This is a genomic window from Halomonas sp. MCCC 1A13316 (assembly GCF_014931605.1).
GTDB lineage: Bacteria > Pseudomonadota > Gammaproteobacteria > Pseudomonadales > Halomonadaceae > Halomonas.
In genome coordinates this window covers 1,572,893-1,588,755 of the sequence record NZ_CP053382.1, presented here as the reverse complement: position 1 = coordinate 1,588,755, position 15,863 = coordinate 1,572,893, and the positions used below count along the sequence as shown (strand labels likewise).

The 15,863-nt window shown below is 62.0% G+C and carries 15 protein-coding genes and 1 other RNA gene; 11 read left to right on the top strand and 5 right to left on the bottom strand.

The features are described from left to right. Window positions 1-109 precede the first annotated feature (109 nt). The 4 genes from HNO52_RS07405 to HNO52_RS07390 all read left to right on the top strand — a co-directional run bounded on the left by HNO52_RS07405 (window position 110) and on the right by HNO52_RS07390 (window position 3,150). Window positions 110-913, top strand: coding sequence for a transporter substrate-binding domain-containing protein (locus HNO52_RS07405; RefSeq protein ID WP_232090633.1), 804 nt, complete (start codon window positions 110-112; stop codon window positions 911-913). A 72-nt stretch (window positions 914-985) separates the two neighbouring features. After that, window positions 986-1,642: an amino acid ABC transporter permease gene (locus HNO52_RS07400; protein ID WP_197568511.1), complete on the top strand. Its 657-nt coding sequence runs from the start codon at window positions 986-988 to the stop codon at window positions 1,640-1,642. 45 nt (window positions 1,643-1,687) lie between these two features. Next, window positions 1,688-2,341 carry an amino acid ABC transporter permease gene (locus tag HNO52_RS07395; RefSeq protein WP_197568510.1) on the top strand — a complete coding sequence of 218 codons (654 nt, stop codon included), beginning with the start codon at window positions 1,688-1,690 and terminating at the stop codon, window positions 2,339-2,341. 26 nt (window positions 2,342-2,367) lie between these two features. Next, window positions 2,368-3,150: an amino acid ABC transporter ATP-binding protein gene (locus HNO52_RS07390; RefSeq protein WP_269476079.1), complete on the top strand. Its 783-nt coding sequence runs from the start codon at window positions 2,368-2,370 to the stop codon at window positions 3,148-3,150. 103 nt (window positions 3,151-3,253) lie between these two features. On the opposite strand, the gene HNO52_RS07385 is transcribed toward HNO52_RS07390, so the two are convergent. Further along, window positions 3,254-3,559: a hypothetical protein gene (locus HNO52_RS07385; RefSeq protein WP_197568509.1), complete on the bottom strand. Its 306-nt coding sequence runs from the start codon at window positions 3,557-3,559 to the stop codon at window positions 3,254-3,256. Window positions 3,560-3,809: 250 nt separating this feature from the next. Then, window positions 3,810-3,906: signal recognition particle sRNA small type (ffs, locus tag HNO52_RS07380), an RNA gene on the bottom strand. A 213-nt stretch (window positions 3,907-4,119) separates the two neighbouring features. On the opposite strand from ffs, the gene HNO52_RS07375 reads away from it, so the two are divergent. Together HNO52_RS07375 and HNO52_RS07370 are read left to right on the top strand one after the other, a co-directional pair. After that, window positions 4,120-5,343, top strand: a complete 1,224-nt coding sequence (locus HNO52_RS07375) for an ATP-grasp domain-containing protein (RefSeq protein WP_197568508.1) — start codon at window positions 4,120-4,122, stop codon at window positions 5,341-5,343. A 44-nt stretch (window positions 5,344-5,387) separates the two neighbouring features. Beyond that, a complete protein-coding gene (locus HNO52_RS07370) occupies window positions 5,388-7,439 on the top strand; it encodes a hypothetical protein (RefSeq protein WP_197568507.1) in 2,052 nt (683 codons plus the stop codon). On the opposite strand, the gene HNO52_RS07365 is transcribed toward HNO52_RS07370, so the two are convergent. Then, window positions 7,433-8,452 carry an AbrB family transcriptional regulator gene (locus tag HNO52_RS07365; protein ID WP_197569137.1) on the bottom strand — a complete coding sequence of 340 codons (1,020 nt, stop codon included), beginning with the start codon at window positions 8,450-8,452 and terminating at the stop codon, window positions 7,433-7,435. The genes HNO52_RS07370 and HNO52_RS07365 overlap by 7 nt on opposite strands. Window positions 8,453-8,543: 91 nt before the next feature. Between HNO52_RS07365 and HNO52_RS07360 the strand changes: the two genes are divergently transcribed. Continuing rightward, a complete protein-coding gene (locus HNO52_RS07360) occupies window positions 8,544-9,308 on the top strand; it encodes a TlyA family RNA methyltransferase (protein WP_197568506.1) in 765 nt (254 codons plus the stop codon). Between the two features lie 7 nt (window positions 9,309-9,315). On the opposite strand, the gene mscK is transcribed toward HNO52_RS07360, so the two are convergent. Next, the gene (gene mscK / locus HNO52_RS07355) at window positions 9,316-12,672 is read right to left on the bottom strand and encodes a mechanosensitive channel MscK (protein WP_197569136.1); all 3,357 of its coding nucleotides are present in this window, start codon (window positions 12,670-12,672) and stop codon (window positions 9,316-9,318) included. 283 nt (window positions 12,673-12,955) lie between these two features. Here mscK and HNO52_RS07350 point away from each other — a divergent pair, with 283 nt between their 5' ends. The 4 genes from HNO52_RS07350 to HNO52_RS07335 all read left to right on the top strand — a co-directional run bounded on the left by HNO52_RS07350 (window position 12,956) and on the right by HNO52_RS07335 (window position 15,137). Continuing rightward, window positions 12,956-14,017, top strand: a complete 1,062-nt coding sequence (locus HNO52_RS07350; protein ID WP_332107663.1) for a phospholipase A — start codon at window positions 12,956-12,958, stop codon at window positions 14,015-14,017. Window positions 14,018-14,111: 94 nt separating this feature from the next. After that, a complete protein-coding gene (locus HNO52_RS07345; protein ID WP_197568505.1) occupies window positions 14,112-14,444 on the top strand; it encodes an ElaB/YgaM/YqjD family protein in 333 nt (110 codons plus the stop codon). Continuing rightward, the gene (locus HNO52_RS07340; RefSeq protein ID WP_197568504.1) at window positions 14,444-14,845 is read left to right on the top strand and encodes a phage holin family protein; all 402 of its coding nucleotides are present in this window, start codon (window positions 14,444-14,446) and stop codon (window positions 14,843-14,845) included. The genes HNO52_RS07345 and HNO52_RS07340 overlap by 1 nt, the downstream gene beginning before the upstream one ends. Continuing rightward, on the top strand, window positions 14,826-15,137 hold the full coding sequence (locus tag HNO52_RS07335; protein ID WP_197568503.1) for a YqjK-like family protein: 312 nt from the start codon (window positions 14,826-14,828) through the stop codon (window positions 15,135-15,137). Before HNO52_RS07340 ends, HNO52_RS07335 begins: the two co-directional genes overlap by 20 nt. A gap of 29 nt (window positions 15,138-15,166) precedes the next feature. Here HNO52_RS07335 and HNO52_RS07330 read toward each other — a convergent pair whose 3' ends face one another. After that, the gene (locus HNO52_RS07330) at window positions 15,167-15,817 is read right to left on the bottom strand and encodes a TetR/AcrR family transcriptional regulator (protein ID WP_197568502.1); all 651 of its coding nucleotides are present in this window, start codon (window positions 15,815-15,817) and stop codon (window positions 15,167-15,169) included. Window positions 15,818-15,863: the final 46 nt, after the last annotated feature.

The following is a 15,863-nucleotide window of genomic DNA, read 5'->3' as shown; positions in this document are numbered from 1 at the left end:
TCACCAAGGCCCGGCTCCGCTTCGAAAGCGAGAATGGCAAAGAGCAATAAGGCAAGACGCGACGCAGGTCGCAAACCCACAGCAGAACTCACAATGAGCAGGAATCGACATGACAAATCATAAAAAGCTTTTCCATCATCCTCTCGTCGCCGCCATGACTCTCGGCGCTATTACCCTGGCGAGCTTTGCGGCCCAGGCACGAGACTTACCCGAGATTCAGAACGACACCTTTCAGGTCGCAAATTCGGGGGCGTACCCCCCTTTCAGCTACGTCGATACGTCCGGCAACCTAGTCGGCTTCGATGTGGATATCGCCGAAGCCCTGGCAGATCGGATGGGTGTCGAGGTCAATATCCAGACCTCTCCATGGAATGGCATCGTCGCCGCCCTGGCCGGGGGTCGCTTCGACGCCTGCATCTGCAGCATGAGCGTGACGGAAGAGCGCAAACAGGCGGTCGACTTCACCGACAGCTACTACAGCTCGGGACTCTCCATCTGGGTTCAGGAGGGCACCGACGACGTCGCCAGCATCGATGATTTCGAAGGCAAGTCAGTCGGTTCCACCCTCGGCGAAACAGGCAATCAATGGGCCACCGAGAACGGCGAAGGGAAATGGCGCAACCAGACCTTCCAAGGCTTGCCCGATATGCTCAATGCGCTCACCACGGGACGCATCGACGTCATGATCGCCGATGACATTCCTGTCTACGTGGCGCTCAACGAGCAGGACCTCGACATCAAGCAGGTCGATGTCGGCGAGCTGCCAAGCTGGCCTGCTGCCATTGCCATTCAAAAGAACAAGCCACAGCTCCGTGAGGCCCTCAACTCGGCGCTGGCCGAGATCAAGGCGGACGGTACCTACCAGGAGATCGTCGACAAGTGGATCGGCGAAGGGGTCGAATTCGACTCGTGATCCTGAAGCAGCAGGGCGCGAGCCCTGCTGAACCAATCACCATCACAACACAACAACAGGGCAAAGGAGCTCATGGACATCAACCTGATGATCGAATTAACGCCGTTGCTGTTAAAAGCGGCCTGGGTGACCATCGATATATCGGCTCGTGCCCTGTTTTTCGGTTTTTTCATCGCCTCTGCGCTGGTGGCGCTGCGAACCTCACGAATCCCTCCCGTTCGCTGGCTGGCTCGCTCCTACATCAGCGTCGTTCGCGGCACCCCCTATTTCGTGCAGCTGCTGCTGGTCTTCTATGGCGGGCCCGCCATCGGCCTGCGCCTGGACCCTTTCACCTGCGGCGTGGTAGTTGGCGCTTTCAATATCGGCGCCTACATGAGCGAGGCCATTCGAGGCGCCATCGAATCGGTCGACAGCGGGCAGAACGAGGCGTCACGCTCGCTGGGGTTCGGACGCTTGGCGACGCTCCAGTACATCGTCCTGCCGCAGGCGGCCGGCTTGATGATTCGCTCCATCGGCGTACTGTCCATCATTCTGGTCAAGAACTCTTCGCTGGTTTCCATCATCTCGGTGGTCGAGCTGACCTACCAGGCCCAGCGTCTGATCGGCTCCACTTACAAGCCCCTGGAAGTCTTTACGCTGAGTGCCCTGATGTACATCGTCATCATCTATGCGGTCATGGGTATCGTTGAGTTTCTCTATCGGCGTGCCACGCGATACACCTACCTATAAAACCGACATAGCCGACCGACAATAGAACAAACAGGAAAAGCTTCCATGGAATTCGACTTCAGCCCCGTCATCACCTACTTCCCGACACTTTTGAAAGGGGTGGGAGCCACACTGCTGATTGGCCTTGTGGTTGCCATCATGTCGATCATCGGCGGCCAGATCGTTGCCGTGATAACGCTCTACACCAGGAAAGCTGTGAACTGGCCGCTGCGCTTCTTCATCTGGCTATTCATGACCACACCGCTGCTACTCCAGCTTTACTTTCTGTACTTCGGCATGGGGCAGTGGATATTGATTCCTGCCATCGTAGTCGGCGTTCTGGGTCTCGGCTTTCACTATATGGCCTACAACGCCGATATCTTCATTGCCACTATCAAGTCGGTCTCGAGTGGACAGTACGAAGCCTCGAGGTCCCTGGGCTTCGGTCATCTCGCCACCATCTTCTACATCATTCTTCCCCAGGCTTTCTATCGCGCCCTCCCCCAGCTCGGCAACAACATGATCATCATGGTCAAGGACATCTCGGTGCTCTCCGCCATTGGCATCGCCGAACTGGTCTACATGTCGCAGTATGCGATCAGCGTGACCTTTCGTCCTTTCGAGTTCTATATCACGATCGCGGTCATTTATTACCTGATCAATATCGGGATGGAAACCGGCCAATCCTGGGTGGAGCGCCGTGCCGCCATTCGCCGCTGAGGAAAATTTCCTAACAAGGATCTGACATGACAACAGCAACAACAGACACACCCATGGTCGAGCTCAAAGGCGTCAAGAAAAGATTCGGCAGTCTTGAAGTGCTCAAGGGGATCGACCTCAAGGTCGACCGCGGCAAGATCATTTCCATCATCGGCCCATCGGGTTCGGGAAAAAGCACGCTGCTACGATCGATCAACAACCTGGAAGTGATCGATGAAGGCTGCATCCTGTTGGATGGCGTTCAGGTCAATCGACCGGACCTGAAGGGCCTTGCCTTCGAGCGGCACATCAACCATATACGCCAGAACATGGGCATGGTCTTCCAGCACTTCAATTTATTCCCTCACCTTTCGACGCTGGAAAACGTGACGCTGGCGCCAAGAAAACTGAAGGGAATGGAGACGAAAAAGGCACGGGAGCTGGGCATGGAGCTGCTGGAGCGCGTGGGACTCGCAGACAAGGCCTCGGCCTATCCCAGCTCCCTCTCGGGAGGTCAGAAGCAGCGCGTCGCCATCGCCCGCGCCCTGGCCATGCAACCCAAGGTCATGCTCTTCGACGAAGCGACCTCGGCTCTTGACCCCGAACTGGTGGAGGAAGTGAACCACGTCATGAAGAGCCTCGCCGAGGAACACATGACCATGCTCATCGTCACCCATGAGATGGCCTTTGCACGTGATGTGTCCGACTGGGCAATGTTCATGGACGGCGGCGTGGTGGTCGAGGAGAACACCCCTGATCATTTATTCACCAACCCCGACCAGGAGCGCACCCGCAACTTCCTGCGCAAACACTTGGGCAACCAAGCATAGGTACCTGGACGCTACCAAGTGATAGAGCAAAGACAGGTTGCCAAAAACGCAGCGGGGAGGCCAATAGGCCTCCCCGTTTGCTTGCCTCCACGACCACTGGGGTTCAGGCGCAGTCCGCTGCCCCTTCGCCGAACATGTCGAACAGCAGTTCCCGGCCCATCGCAGTCAGCACCAAGCGTCCCTGCTCGTTGTAGGCGGCGGCTTCGCTGCTCTCCAGTACACGCTGGCAAGCCGGCCACTCTCGTGAGGCCTCGCGCAACTGACGCAGGGCGCGGCTGTCGAGCCCGCGGAAGGGAATCGTGATGGTTTCCAGCACGTGACCTTGCTGGTAGAGCAGGAAGGCAGCGTTCGACAGGCACTGGCGCAAACTGCGCTGAATGGACGTGTTGGGCGTGGTGTCGATCGGCATGTGCGCATCCTCTCCCATGAGTTTTGCTGCGCTGCATATTAACACCAAAGTCTATTGCGACCAAGGTCTAACAAGCCGGACACGACAGCCCGAGACGCCCGCTTGAAAAAAGGCACGCGCCATTACGCTTCGGAAGGCGAGTTACAACCGGACGACAAAAAACAACGAAACGTGATTCGAAAAGCAGCGTGAGCGAGGCCAAAGGGAGGGAAAAGCGGAGCCGAAAAGCAGGGGCCTAAAATGGAGGCGGCCCCGACAGCCACATCCCGGCACACGCGTCCACCACTACCGTTGCTCCCTTCCGGGCCTGGCGGGGTTTGCGGTTTAGCGTTGCGGGAGGACCGACGGGACCACCACGATACGACGCCTGTCTGGCAGGCCTCGAACTCGGTTTGCATCAATGGCTTGCCGAGTGCGCGTGCACTATACCAGCGGTGCCGGGGGCGGGCAAGGATCGCGACTCGGACAGCTCCCGCCCTGTGAGGGTCACCTCAAATCAGCTAGGGTAGAAAGAGCAAGGGAACACGAGGAGTAAGACACTGCACCTGAGGAGATGCCCCATGGAAAAGAATCCCGACAAGGGCTATATCGCACTGCTCGGCTGGAGCCTGAACGCCATCGAGGCCGCCGAGAATTTCGACCGCCGCTATGTTGTTGTGGCACCCGACTGGGCCAAGGAGTACTGCGAGAAGCATGAAATCCCCTACGTCTCTTGGCACTTCGAGCGACTCAATGACAGCTCGCTGGATATTGCAGAAAGGCTCAAGGATATGGGCGTCGACGTTGCCATCCCCCTGTTCGAGGAAACCGTTGAATGGGCAGGCGCCATCAACTCGGTACTGCTCGACAACCCTCGCCTTTACGGCCAGTCGCTGCTGCTGCGCGACAAGGCGCTGATGAAGCGGCGTGCCCAGTTAGGTGGGATCCGCGTGGGCATTTTCGAGGAAGCGCATGACAAAGGCGACGTGATCCGCTTTCTCAAGCGCGTCAACCAGACCCTGCTCAAGCTCGACGGTGACCCCAACGACCCCATTCACCTCAAAGCCTTCGACAAGGCCGGCTGCCTGGGACACCGGGTGATTCGCACCCCGGACGAGGTCGATACCATCCCCGACGAGGAGTTCCCGGTGCTGATGGAGTCGCACCTGGACGGGTGGGAGTTTGCCGTCGAGGCCTGGATCCACAACGGCAAGATCGCCTTCCTCAATATCTCGGAGTACGTCACTCTGGGCTATTCGGTGTTCGTGCCCGCCTCGCCGGAGCTCGAGCAATACCGACCGCAGATCACCGCCCAGATCGAGAAGCTGGTCAAGACGTTCGATATCGAGTTCGGGTTGATCCACCCCGAATACTTCGTCACGAGCGACGGCGAGATGTACTTCGGCGAGGTCGCCTACCGCCCGCCGGGCTTCAAGGTGTTCGAACTGCTCGAACGCGTGTACGGATTCAATGCCTACCAGGCCAGCATGCTGGTGTTCGACCCCAAGACCACGTCGGATGAGGTCAAGGCCTTCTTCCCCAAAGAGGTGGAGGATGCCAAGTGCTATGCGGGCTGTTTCGGTGTCTATCCGCGTCGTCGCGTGGTGAGTCGGCTGGAGATCCCCGAGGAGGTCGAAGACGACCCGTACTTCGAGTCGCACGAACTCACGCCCCCCATGGAAGAAACCGTGACCAAACGCACCGCCTTCGGCACCCACTGGGGACTGATCTACTTCAAGGGCGATGACCCGCATCGACTGCGGGATATGCTCAAGCATCAGGAAGAGCTTGATTTCTATGTCTGAACAAGGCGTCATGGACACGACAGATTGATCAGAAAGGAGTCGGCGTGGGCACCAACCGAGACACGCAGGATAACGGCCAGTCCCCGACGAGTGACGACAAGCTCCAGGGTCTGCTGGTGCATCTCGACGAAGCGACTGCCCTGCTCGGCGAGGCGCGTGACTTCGCCAAGCCGGGCAAGCTTCCCCGCGTACTGGACACGGCGCGCCGGGTGCTGTTTCAGCCCGGCGGCGCCGCTGCTCTGGAAACCCGCGCCAGGTCCCTCGAGCGAGCGGGCGTATTTCTCGGCACGGACTGGGCGACGCCGCAGTACCTATTGCCCGGCCTGACCACCCATGCGCTGAAAAGTGCCGACCCTAATACCGTGGTGATCGAGGCATTGAGCGAGTTGCGTCTTCTCGCCGTGGCCAAGGGCGACTATCCGCATACCCAGATATCCGCCGAGCAGGCCCACCATTACCTGACCCAGGTGATGGCGCTCAACCTATGGCTGCTGTTCAGCGCGCCCAGCGAGGCCGAGCGGGAAACCCAGGGGAGACTGGCGCAGATCCCCCGTCATCTGTTTCGCCACCTGGCCGAGCGCATCGGCTACGAGCACATCATCGACAAGTTGATCGAGGAGATCTGGCGCATCCTCCAGCAGCGCCCGATCCAGGTGGAAAGCGTCAAGCAGATGATCACTCAAATTGCCATCTGCCAGGCCGATCCCGATATCGACTTGGGCGCCAGCGGACAGGGAGCCGACCGCCTGGTCAGCTCACTGTTCGGCCCTACCCGGGCCAGCCGCGAGGATCCCGGCATCGAGATCTATCGTGAACGCCTGTCGAGCATGGACAACAGTGCCCTGCAGGGCGAGGCTACCGGCTTCGCGCGTGCCATGCACGATACCGGACTGGTATCGCCCTATCACCCGGTACTGCTGCGCCACCTGTTGGACCACGGTGACCATCTGCTGTCCGAGGCGCTGGGGCTCTCGTCGACCGGGCGTGATTGTCTGCTCTGCTACCGAGAGCTTGCCCACGCCCTGATTCGTAGTGCGGTGCATCCCGCCACGCCCCAGGCGGCCTACGGCCTGGCCCTGATGCTGGAGCGCGGCATTCTCTATCAGCCTCCCGTGGCCCCCGCCATGTGGCGACAACTGGGACTGTCGCTTTCGGAATGGTCGCAGCAGCGCTTGACCCTGGCCTTCGGCGACGCCGTTTCGCCACGGGCGCGCCTGCTGGAAGGCGTGCTGTGCATGCTCGGGTTGCCGCTGGGAGTGGGCCAGGGCAACAACCCGACCTGCCAGTCGGCGCGGGCGCTCTCCATGTGGGCCTACAATGACCCGGACTATCTGCTGCAGATGGTGGCCTGGGCGGCACGCGACGATGACATCATCATGCACTTCGAGGGTATGCCGCTCTCATCCATGGCCAGCCTCTCCGGCGTTGCCGATAGTCTGCCCATGGATCTCGACCCTGTGTCGCTGATCGTTGTGCCACACCTGGACCGCATATATGCAGAGATGGGTCGGCGCTGCATCGGCCGAGAAGGCGATCCGCATCGATGGGTGAATCCAGAGTTCCACGGCTGGTGGTCGGGCCGGGGCTTTCGCATCAATGTCGATGTCGCTACAGGACAGCTGCACGAGTTGGATGACTTCCTGCGCCATTTTTATGCCAGTTACCACCCCTACTACAACAGCAACCAACCCCTCATACACCCGCAGCCGGCCGGGATTGCCGTCACCGACAGCGCGGCGCGCTTCATCGGCTGGCACGCCATCACCATTTTGCGGGTATCGCTGGACCCGTCAGATGTGATGCGGGTGTACTTCTTCAACCCCAACAACGACAGCGGCCAGGACTGGGGCGATGGCGTGCGTGTCAGCACCGCCGGGAACGCCGAGCGCTTCGGCGAGGCGTCCCTGCCCTTCGAGCAGTTCGTCTCACGTCTCTACATTTTCCATTACGATCCGCTGGAACGTGGCGAACTGGCCCGGATCAGCCAGGAGGAGCTCGACCGGGTGACGCAGTATATTCATCGCAGTTGGGGGGCCGACCGGTTACCAGACTCAGAATTGCAGGCCAATGCAGGCCCCCGTCCGCAGGACTACTGATCGAGGCGCCCTAACATCCAGCGCGCCCAGAAAGGGGCGAACAACATCAGTGCCACCATGCGCAGCAGGTGGTGGAAAGCGACGAAGACGGGGTCGAGATCCAGCGCCACCGCCAGTATGGCCATTTCGCCGATGCCGCCAGGAGCCAGTGCCAGCAGGGCAATGTCCCGTGGCACGCCCACCAGGCGATGGATCAATTCGGCAAAGCCTGCCAACACCGCCAGCGCCAGCAGGGTGGCGACGAAGGCCTCGCCGAGATAGCGCCATAGCCGCGCCGAGGAGAGCCCACGGAAGCGCGAGCCTATGGCGCAGCCGAGCACCCACAGCATCAGGTTCATGCCCCAATCCGGCAGGCTCAGGCTGGCGATGCCGAAACCGGAGAGCACGCCGGCAAAGAGCAGCGGGGTAAGCAGCGATGGAGTGGGAAGCCGCAAGCGACGCCCTAGCGGCAAGAGCAACGGCAGGACCAGCAGCAGCCAGGGTGAGGAGAGTTCACGGTCCACGGCGGCAGCCACCTCGTCACCGCTCGCGCCCTCGTAGAACCAGAACAGCGGCGGCAGGATCATGATCACCAGCACGACGCGTAGCGACTGGGCCACGGCGATTCGCCGCGGGTCGCCACCGCACTTTTCGCCCATTAGGATCATGGCCGTCATGGCACCGGGCGCCGAGGCGAACCAGGCGCTCACCGAGTCGAAGCCGCAACGTCGATACCAAGCCGCCGCTGCCGTCGTCGAGACGGCCACGCCAAGCAGCAGCAGCATGGCGGAAAGCGGCCAGTCGAGCACCCGCTCGGCTAGCTGCGGCGTCACCTGGCTGCCCAGCACCAGGCCGAGAACGCCGAGGAAGACTTCACGCAATGGCTCGGGTATTCGCACGTCGCCCCCCGACGCCGAGACGATCAGGTTGGCCGTCAACGGGCCCAGCATCCATGCCAACGGCATCCCGATTAACTGGAAGACCAGCCCACCCATGGCACCGAAGGCCAGCGACCTGGCCAACGCCCTGCCCATGTCTCGACCCACGCGGCCCCCTTCTGTTAACTGGCTAACTAAACGATTATGCCATAATGGCCAACCCGCTTCTGGCTGCCGGAGTCATGCCATGCCCCGCCTTGATCAACTGCTCGTTTTCCAGGGCCTGGCCCGTTCGCGCACGCGCGCCCAGCGGCTGATTCGTCATGGCCGGGTCAGCGTGGCCAGCAGTGGTCGGGTGCTCGACAAACCGAGCGAAAAACTGGCCGAGGACTGCCGCCTCACTGTGACCGAAGACCCAGAGGAGCGCTATGTCTCGCGGGCAGGATTGAAACTCGAGGCACTGATCGAGGTGCTAGGGCTCGATCTGAAGGGAAAACTGGTACTCGACGTGGGGCAGTCCACCGGCGGCTTCACAGACTGCGCCCTGGCCTTCGGCGCTCGCCACGTGGTCGGCGTCGAGGTGGGACATGGGCAGCTCGACGCCGAACTGCGCGGCGATCCCCGCGTCACCTGCCTGGAGGGGCTCAACGCCCGGGCCATGGCCACCGAGCCTCGCCTGCATGAGGCGCTGGCAGCCCAGGCGGTCGAAGCGCCCGACATCGCGGTGATGGACGTCTCGTTCATCTCGCAGACCCTGATCCTGCCGCAAATCTCCGCCCTGCTACGGCCCGGCGGCGAGCTGCTGAGCCTGGTCAAGCCACAGTTCGAGGTAGGGCCGGGTGGCGTCAACTCACGCGGCATCGTGGCCGACCCGATGCGCTACGCAGAAGTGCAAGACAACATCCGCGCCTGCTGCGCCGAACTGGGCCTGGCAATCTGCCACTGGCAGGAAAGCCCGATCACCGGAGGCGATGGCAATCGGGAGTTCCTGCTGCACGCCGTGAAGCATTAGCGGCCGATCAGCGTCCGCCATCGCTCCCATCACCGCTATCGATATCGATATCTCCCGGATCGCCGCCCGCTCCGGGCGGTGGAAACAGTTCCCCGCAGTCGTCGGAAGGCGTCAGCGTCTGCACCTTCTTTTTTGCCCCGTCATCGGCACGATGCAGCCAGACATCGAGCTGGTTGAAAGCGATGTCGATGCCATACTCGGCGAACAACTCACCGACCCGACAGTTGATCTCGTCGGTGGCAAAGAGCCGATCACCCAGCGAGTTGACGAAAATGCGCAGTTCGAAGGTGAGCGTGCTCTCGCCATAACTCATGAAGAAGACTTGCGGCTCGGGATCTCCCAGCACCCGCGGATTCTCGTCGGCAACATGACGTAGCAAGCGGTGTACCAGACGCTGATCCGAGCCGTAAGCGACACCGAAGCTGAGTACGACCCGGGTGATGGTGTCCGACAGCGACCAGTTGATCAGTTGGTCGGTGATAAAGGTCTTGTTGGGGATGATGATCTCTTTGCGGTCGAAGTCGGTCACCGTGGTGGCCCGAATGCGAATTTTGCTTACCGTGCCGGTGAGGTTGCCCAGGGTGATGGTGTCGCCGATACGCACCGGTCGCTCGAACAGGATGATCAGGCCCGAGACGAAGTTGGCGAAGATCTCCTGCAGGCCGAAGCCCAGGCCTACGCCCAGCGCCGCCACCAGCCACTGCAGCTGGCTCCAGGCCACCCCCAGGGTGGCCAGCGCCATTACCAGCCCGGTGCCTACGATGGTGTAGGAAAGCAGTGTCGAGATGGCGTAGGCGCTACCCTGCTTGAGCTCCAGCCGCGATAGCACCATGACCTCGAGCAGGCCCGGCAGGTTGCGCGCCATTACCAGGGTCAGCACGAAGATCAACACTGCGGCAAAGATATCGGCAACCGACAGCGCGCTGGTGACGAGTTCTCCCCCTCCTTCCTTTCCCGCATCCCAGATCGCGACATCCTTCAGATAGCCCAGCACCGTGAGCAGGTCGGACCACACCAGGTAGAACAGCAGGACAAAGCCGATCAGCAGGAACAGTTTGGAGAGACGCAGCGACTGCTGGTTGATCTGCTCCATGTCCAGCGGCGGCTCCTCGACCACTTCGAGTCCGCCCTCGGCACCCTCCTGGGCCTGGGCACGACGCCGTGTCAACGCGCGCTTGAATGCCAGACGTCGGGCCGCCACGGCCAGGCCGCGCACCACCGATGCCTCGACCAGGATCCACATCGCCAACAGGTAAAGCGTAATGACGAAGCGGCCGATCAGGCTCAGCGCGGTGTATTCGAAACCGGAAACGATCAGCCCCACCAGCACAAGCGGTACGGCGGCCATGATCAGACCCAGTATCAGGCGGAACAGCTTGACCCCGAAAAATGGTGTATGGGCAAGGATGAGCCGTGCCAGCAGAACGCTCATGGCCACCATACCGGCCAGCAGCAACGTCAGTGCAATGGGACGCGTGGTCAAGCTGATTTCGCCATCGCGGGCCAGCGCGGAAATCAGCAATACGGGTATCAGTGTCACACCGAGCCAGCCGAGCAGCCAGCGCAGTCGCGAGACATAGCCCGATGGCCAGTAGAAGTGCTTGGTTGCCACTCCGTCGCGTACCAGCAAGCGTCGCGACCAGGCGATGAAGGCCCAGGCCAGGGCCAGATGCAGAAAAGCCTGGCCCAGGCCCGACGAAATACCTGCTTCGATGCTGCTCAGCGAAGCGCCAATGCCGGCCAGGGTCAGCGGCCCTGGCAAGGCCAGCAGGGCGTTGAGGCCAATCGCCAGCGGTGTATGCGCCTGGGAATCGCTGCGCAACCGACCGATCTGCTCGTGCAGCATCGCCAATCGGCGCTGTATGCGACGGCGTAGCCCCAGCAACAACCCCGCCACCAGCAGGAGAGGGGCACCTGCCAATGCTTCTGCCCCGGGGATACGCCAGTGCACCGGCAGCACTCCACGCCACTCGCCCTGCTGCCATTCAGTGCTCAGGTTAGCGGGGAGGTGGCGGAACCAGGCCAGGTCCAGCGGTCGTGTATTGGCAATCCAGAACAGCTGCTCGTCGATGGTGGTGCGCAGCTCACGCGAGGTTTCCAGCAGCTGCTGCTGGTTGAGTTGCAGCTCGATGGCCGCACTCAGCAGGCTGCCGTAGGTCTGCTCGAGCTGATCGACCAGTTGACGGCGCGAATGATAGAGGCCCTGCAGTGATTCCACCAGTGCCTCGCTTACCTCGATCCCGGCCTCCTCGAGGCGCTGATTGGCCAGGCGTTCGCTCTGGCGCAGGGCATCGCGCTGGCGCACCAGATCGAACTGACGAAGGCGCAGGTCGGCAATCTCGTCCTGCAGGTTGCGCCTGGCATCGATCTGGGGCAGCGAGCGGCGCTGCTCACGCAGGATACGTGACAGCAACAGGCTGCCGCGTATCGCCTCGATCTGCTCGTTGAGGCTACGCTCGAGCTGGCGTACATGATCGAGCTGGCTGCGAGTCGCCAGGCTCTCGCGCACCAGTCCGTTGTAACGATCATTGGCCCGCAGCAGTTCGAGGCTGAGATCGCGATTGATCTGCTGGGCACGCTCCAGCACAGGATGGCCGGCCTCGAGCAGCGGGTCGTCACGCGCGGCATCGGCAATCGCCTGTTCCGTGGCCATGCGGCGCTGGCGGTCGATCACGCTCTGCAGCAGCGAAAGCTCGGCTTCCTGGCGCGCGATCTGCTGGGTCAGCAGGTCGCGCCGTTGCTGCGCCAATTCGCGCAGTCGCGTGTTGCTGCCCAATTCGCGCTGGCGCAGGCGCAGCGTCCGCTCGGCCAGGTGCCGCTCGACCTTGAGCTGCCACAGCTGCGGTGAATCTTGACTGACACCCTGGCCCTCCAGCGCGTCGAGCTCGCGACGCGTACGCTCGGCTTCCTGCATCGCCTCGGCAATGGCCTGCTGCGCACGCTCCGGCAGGGTCTGGGCGGAGAGCAGTTGGGCGTTGACGTCAGCCAGACGATCCTGCTGTTGCTGCAGCTCGAACACCGCCTCCTGCTGGCGATACTCCAGTTCCTCCAGCGGGACGTCATCGAGTTCGGCGATCGTGCGATCGAGCGCCGCCTCCTCCTCTTGAAGCAACTCCCGCTCCAGGCGCAGCAGTTCGCCAGGTGCCTCCTCGAGCCGCTGCTCCAAAGCCTCGAGCCGCTCCTCCACCCCTTGCAACTGCTCGAGGGCGCTCAACGTAGCCTGCAAGGCATCGATATCGCGCTGTTCGGCCTCGGTTACGCTGACGCCTTCCTCGGGGCGAAGTTCGGTCAGGCGTTCCTCCACTACCCCTCGCTCGGGCAGGGTGTCCTGGGCCACTACACGACCGCAGACGAGCAACGACATCAGCAGCAGGACGAACCATGCGGGAAGGCGCCAGGCCGGTCGGCCCGCCCAGCAGCGACGACAATGCACTTGATAAGCCAATTCTTTCACTCTTGCTTCCAATGGGAGGGTATCTTGCGGCTTCGTGCTGATTCTCGGCCCCGCAGCAGCGCAAGGCAATGGGAAGCCGTTTCTATTCCCATTCCGTCCATGTTTGGCGGGGGCGGCTCGGCTCATGGTTGACTTAAGGCCCGAACATGGTAGAAACGGCGTTCACAGTCACGCTTCCTTCGGTCCCGCTGCCATGATGCTTAGTCGTACGTCTTCCCAGGCACTTCTTGCGTTGCTGCTGGCCGGGGCCACCAGCAGTGCCACGGCCCAAGAGGGCCAGCTCACCGCAGAAGAGCGCGCGGCGATAGAAGCGCGCATCGAAACGCTCGGTCAGGAGCTGGATTCGCTGCGCCAGCGGCTGACCCAGGATCAGTTGCAGTCCGGCGAACGCCGGCTCGGCCTGGGCGAGGTGCTCACCATCGCCTCGGAGCAAGAGCTGCAGCCCGTGGAGGAACGCCGCCAGCTCGAACGTGAGTCATCGCGCAACCCCTTTGCGATTACCACTCACCGACGCAACTACCTGCTGCCGCTGAATTACGACCGCCGCCCCAATGAGGCGGTCTTCGGTGACGTCGACCAGGACGGGACACCCGACCGCGCCGAGGTCAAGTTCCAGTTCAGTGCCAAGTTCAACCTGATCGAGCGACTCTTCGGCGACTACGGCGGCGATCTCTACTTCGCCTACACCCAGCGTAGCTGGTGGCAGGCCTACAATGCCGATTCCTCTTCGCCGTTCCGCGAGACCAACTACGAGCCGGAGTTCTTCATCGACTTCGAGAATCGCTGGTCGCTGCTGGGCTGGACCAACATCAACAACCGTGTGAGCTTCAATCACCAATCCAACGGTCGCTCGGGCGACATGTCACGCAGCTGGAATCGCGTCATTTTCGAGTCGACTTTCCTCAAGGACGACTGGCTGGTCAGCGTCGCCCCTCACTGGCGAGTGCCGGAGTCGGAGAGCGACGACGACAATCCCGATATCGAACGCTACATGGGCTATGGCGAGGTCACCGTTGCCCATCGCATGGGTGACAACGAAGTGGCCGTTCAGTGGCACGGCAATCCCAGCGCCGGTCACATGGGAACCCGCCTGGATTATTCCTGGCCGTTGCGCGGCAATGTTCGCGGTCATATCCAGTACTTCTACGGCTACGGTGACAGCATGATCGACTACGATCACCGCACCCAACGCATCGGCATTGGGGTCAGTCTCAACCCCATCTTCTCGGGCAGCAGCACCCTGATTCCGGAGTGACCTCGGTCAATCATGAAGCGAAGCGACGTTGAAGTCGTAGTCGCTAATGCTATGCTGAGCCTGTGATCTCATTTCACGTCATAGGAAGACCGCCATGGCATCTCGCACCCCGCATACCGACGAAACCACCCGGCAGCTGAAGGACGACCTGCATCAGTTGAGCCGCACCATCGAGGAACTGGTGAGTGCCACGGCTGACGATTCGCGCAGCAACGTCAAGGAACTCCGCGAGCGCGCCGAGAAGCGATTGAAGGACACACGCGAGCGTATCGAAGCCCGCGGTGAACGACTCTACGGCGAAGCCCGCGATAGCCTGCACCACCAGGCCGACGCCTGCGACCGCTACGTGCACGATAACCCCTGGACCAGCATCGGCATTGGCGCCGCGATGGGCGTCGTCATCGGCATGCTCATCGGGCGCCGCTGATGGCGTCGAGTGACGGACCGGTACAACGCCTGTTCGAAATCGGCAAGCGCCTGCTGGCAAGCCTGGTGGCCACCGGCGAGACGCGTCTGCGTCTCGCCGTGCTGGAACTCGAGGAGGAGCGCGCTCGGCTCGTCACCCTGCTGCTGCTGCTGGGTCTCAGCCTGGTACTGATGCTGTTGGGGCTGAGCATGCTGGCACTGCTGGTGGTGGTTCTGTTCTGGGATACCCACCGCCTGGCCGCCATTCTTCTCTGCGCCGCCACGCTGCTTGCCGGTGGCAGTCTGACCGCGCTGATGGCACTGCGCCTGGCCCGTCGCCACACCCTGCTCAAGGAAACGCTGGCCCAGCTCGCCCTGGACCGCCACCTGGTGGAGGAGCACCGTGACACGCAGCGTCAATGACCGGCGCCTCGAGCCGTCCCGCGCGCAGCGCAAGGCTGAACTCGTCGCCACCATAGAACAGCAGCGCATCGACATCCTGGTCGCGGCGGATCGCTGGCAGCACGCCTCCGCCTCCCTCGATGCAGGCTGGCAACGCCTCAAGCGCTACCGGGGGGTGATATACCTGGCCGGCGGTGCCCTGCTGGTCGGCGGCGCACGCAAGCCAAGCTCGCTCATCCGCGTAGTAAAACGACTCGCTGCCGGCGGCCTGCTGCTCAACCGCGCACTGCGCCTCCTGCAGCAGGTCCGCTGACTTCGGTGAAGGCCCCGAGTGGTACCGCTTTATAGCTGTGCCTCAGCATGATGACGCCGGTGGGTGACGCCCGGCACCCATTTCATCCAGCTCTCGCCGCGCTTGAGACGTTTCTCGACGAAGCGCCGTGTACGGCGCTGGCCTTCGCTGGTGTCGGAAGACCATACCGCCAGGGCCGCCAGGAACAGACTGGTCAACGCCATCTCCTCCACCTGGGCACGGCGAGTACCGTATCGCGCCTCGAGCCGAGCCGCCTCGCGCAGCCACTGGACGGTACGCGACAAGTCGAAGACCATCGGCACCCAAGTATGCGGATGCGGCAGGTGCGCCTTGGATCTCAACATCTGCACGGTGACCCGCCGATGGGCGGCGAAGGTGTCGAACCAGGCCTGCAGGCAGTGTTCGATGCGCACCCGCTCCGGCCAGTCGTCGAAGGTATCGGGCTTGGTCGCCAGCATGGCGCGCCAGCCACGCCGGAACCAGGCATTGGCCACGTCATCCTTGTCGCGAAAGCGCTCCAGCACTACGGACATCGGCAGTCCGAGGCTATGCGCCACCTCGGAGAGGCGAACCGCCTGCCAGCCCCGCTCTTCGGCTTGGCGCACGGCTTCGTCGACGATACGATCGGCGAACGGAGACACCTCGGATTCGGCAGAATCCTGAATCGCAATCATGGTCATGGCGCGAGCCCTCTGCTTCCAGCGTGGTTCTGTCATGCAGCATAGA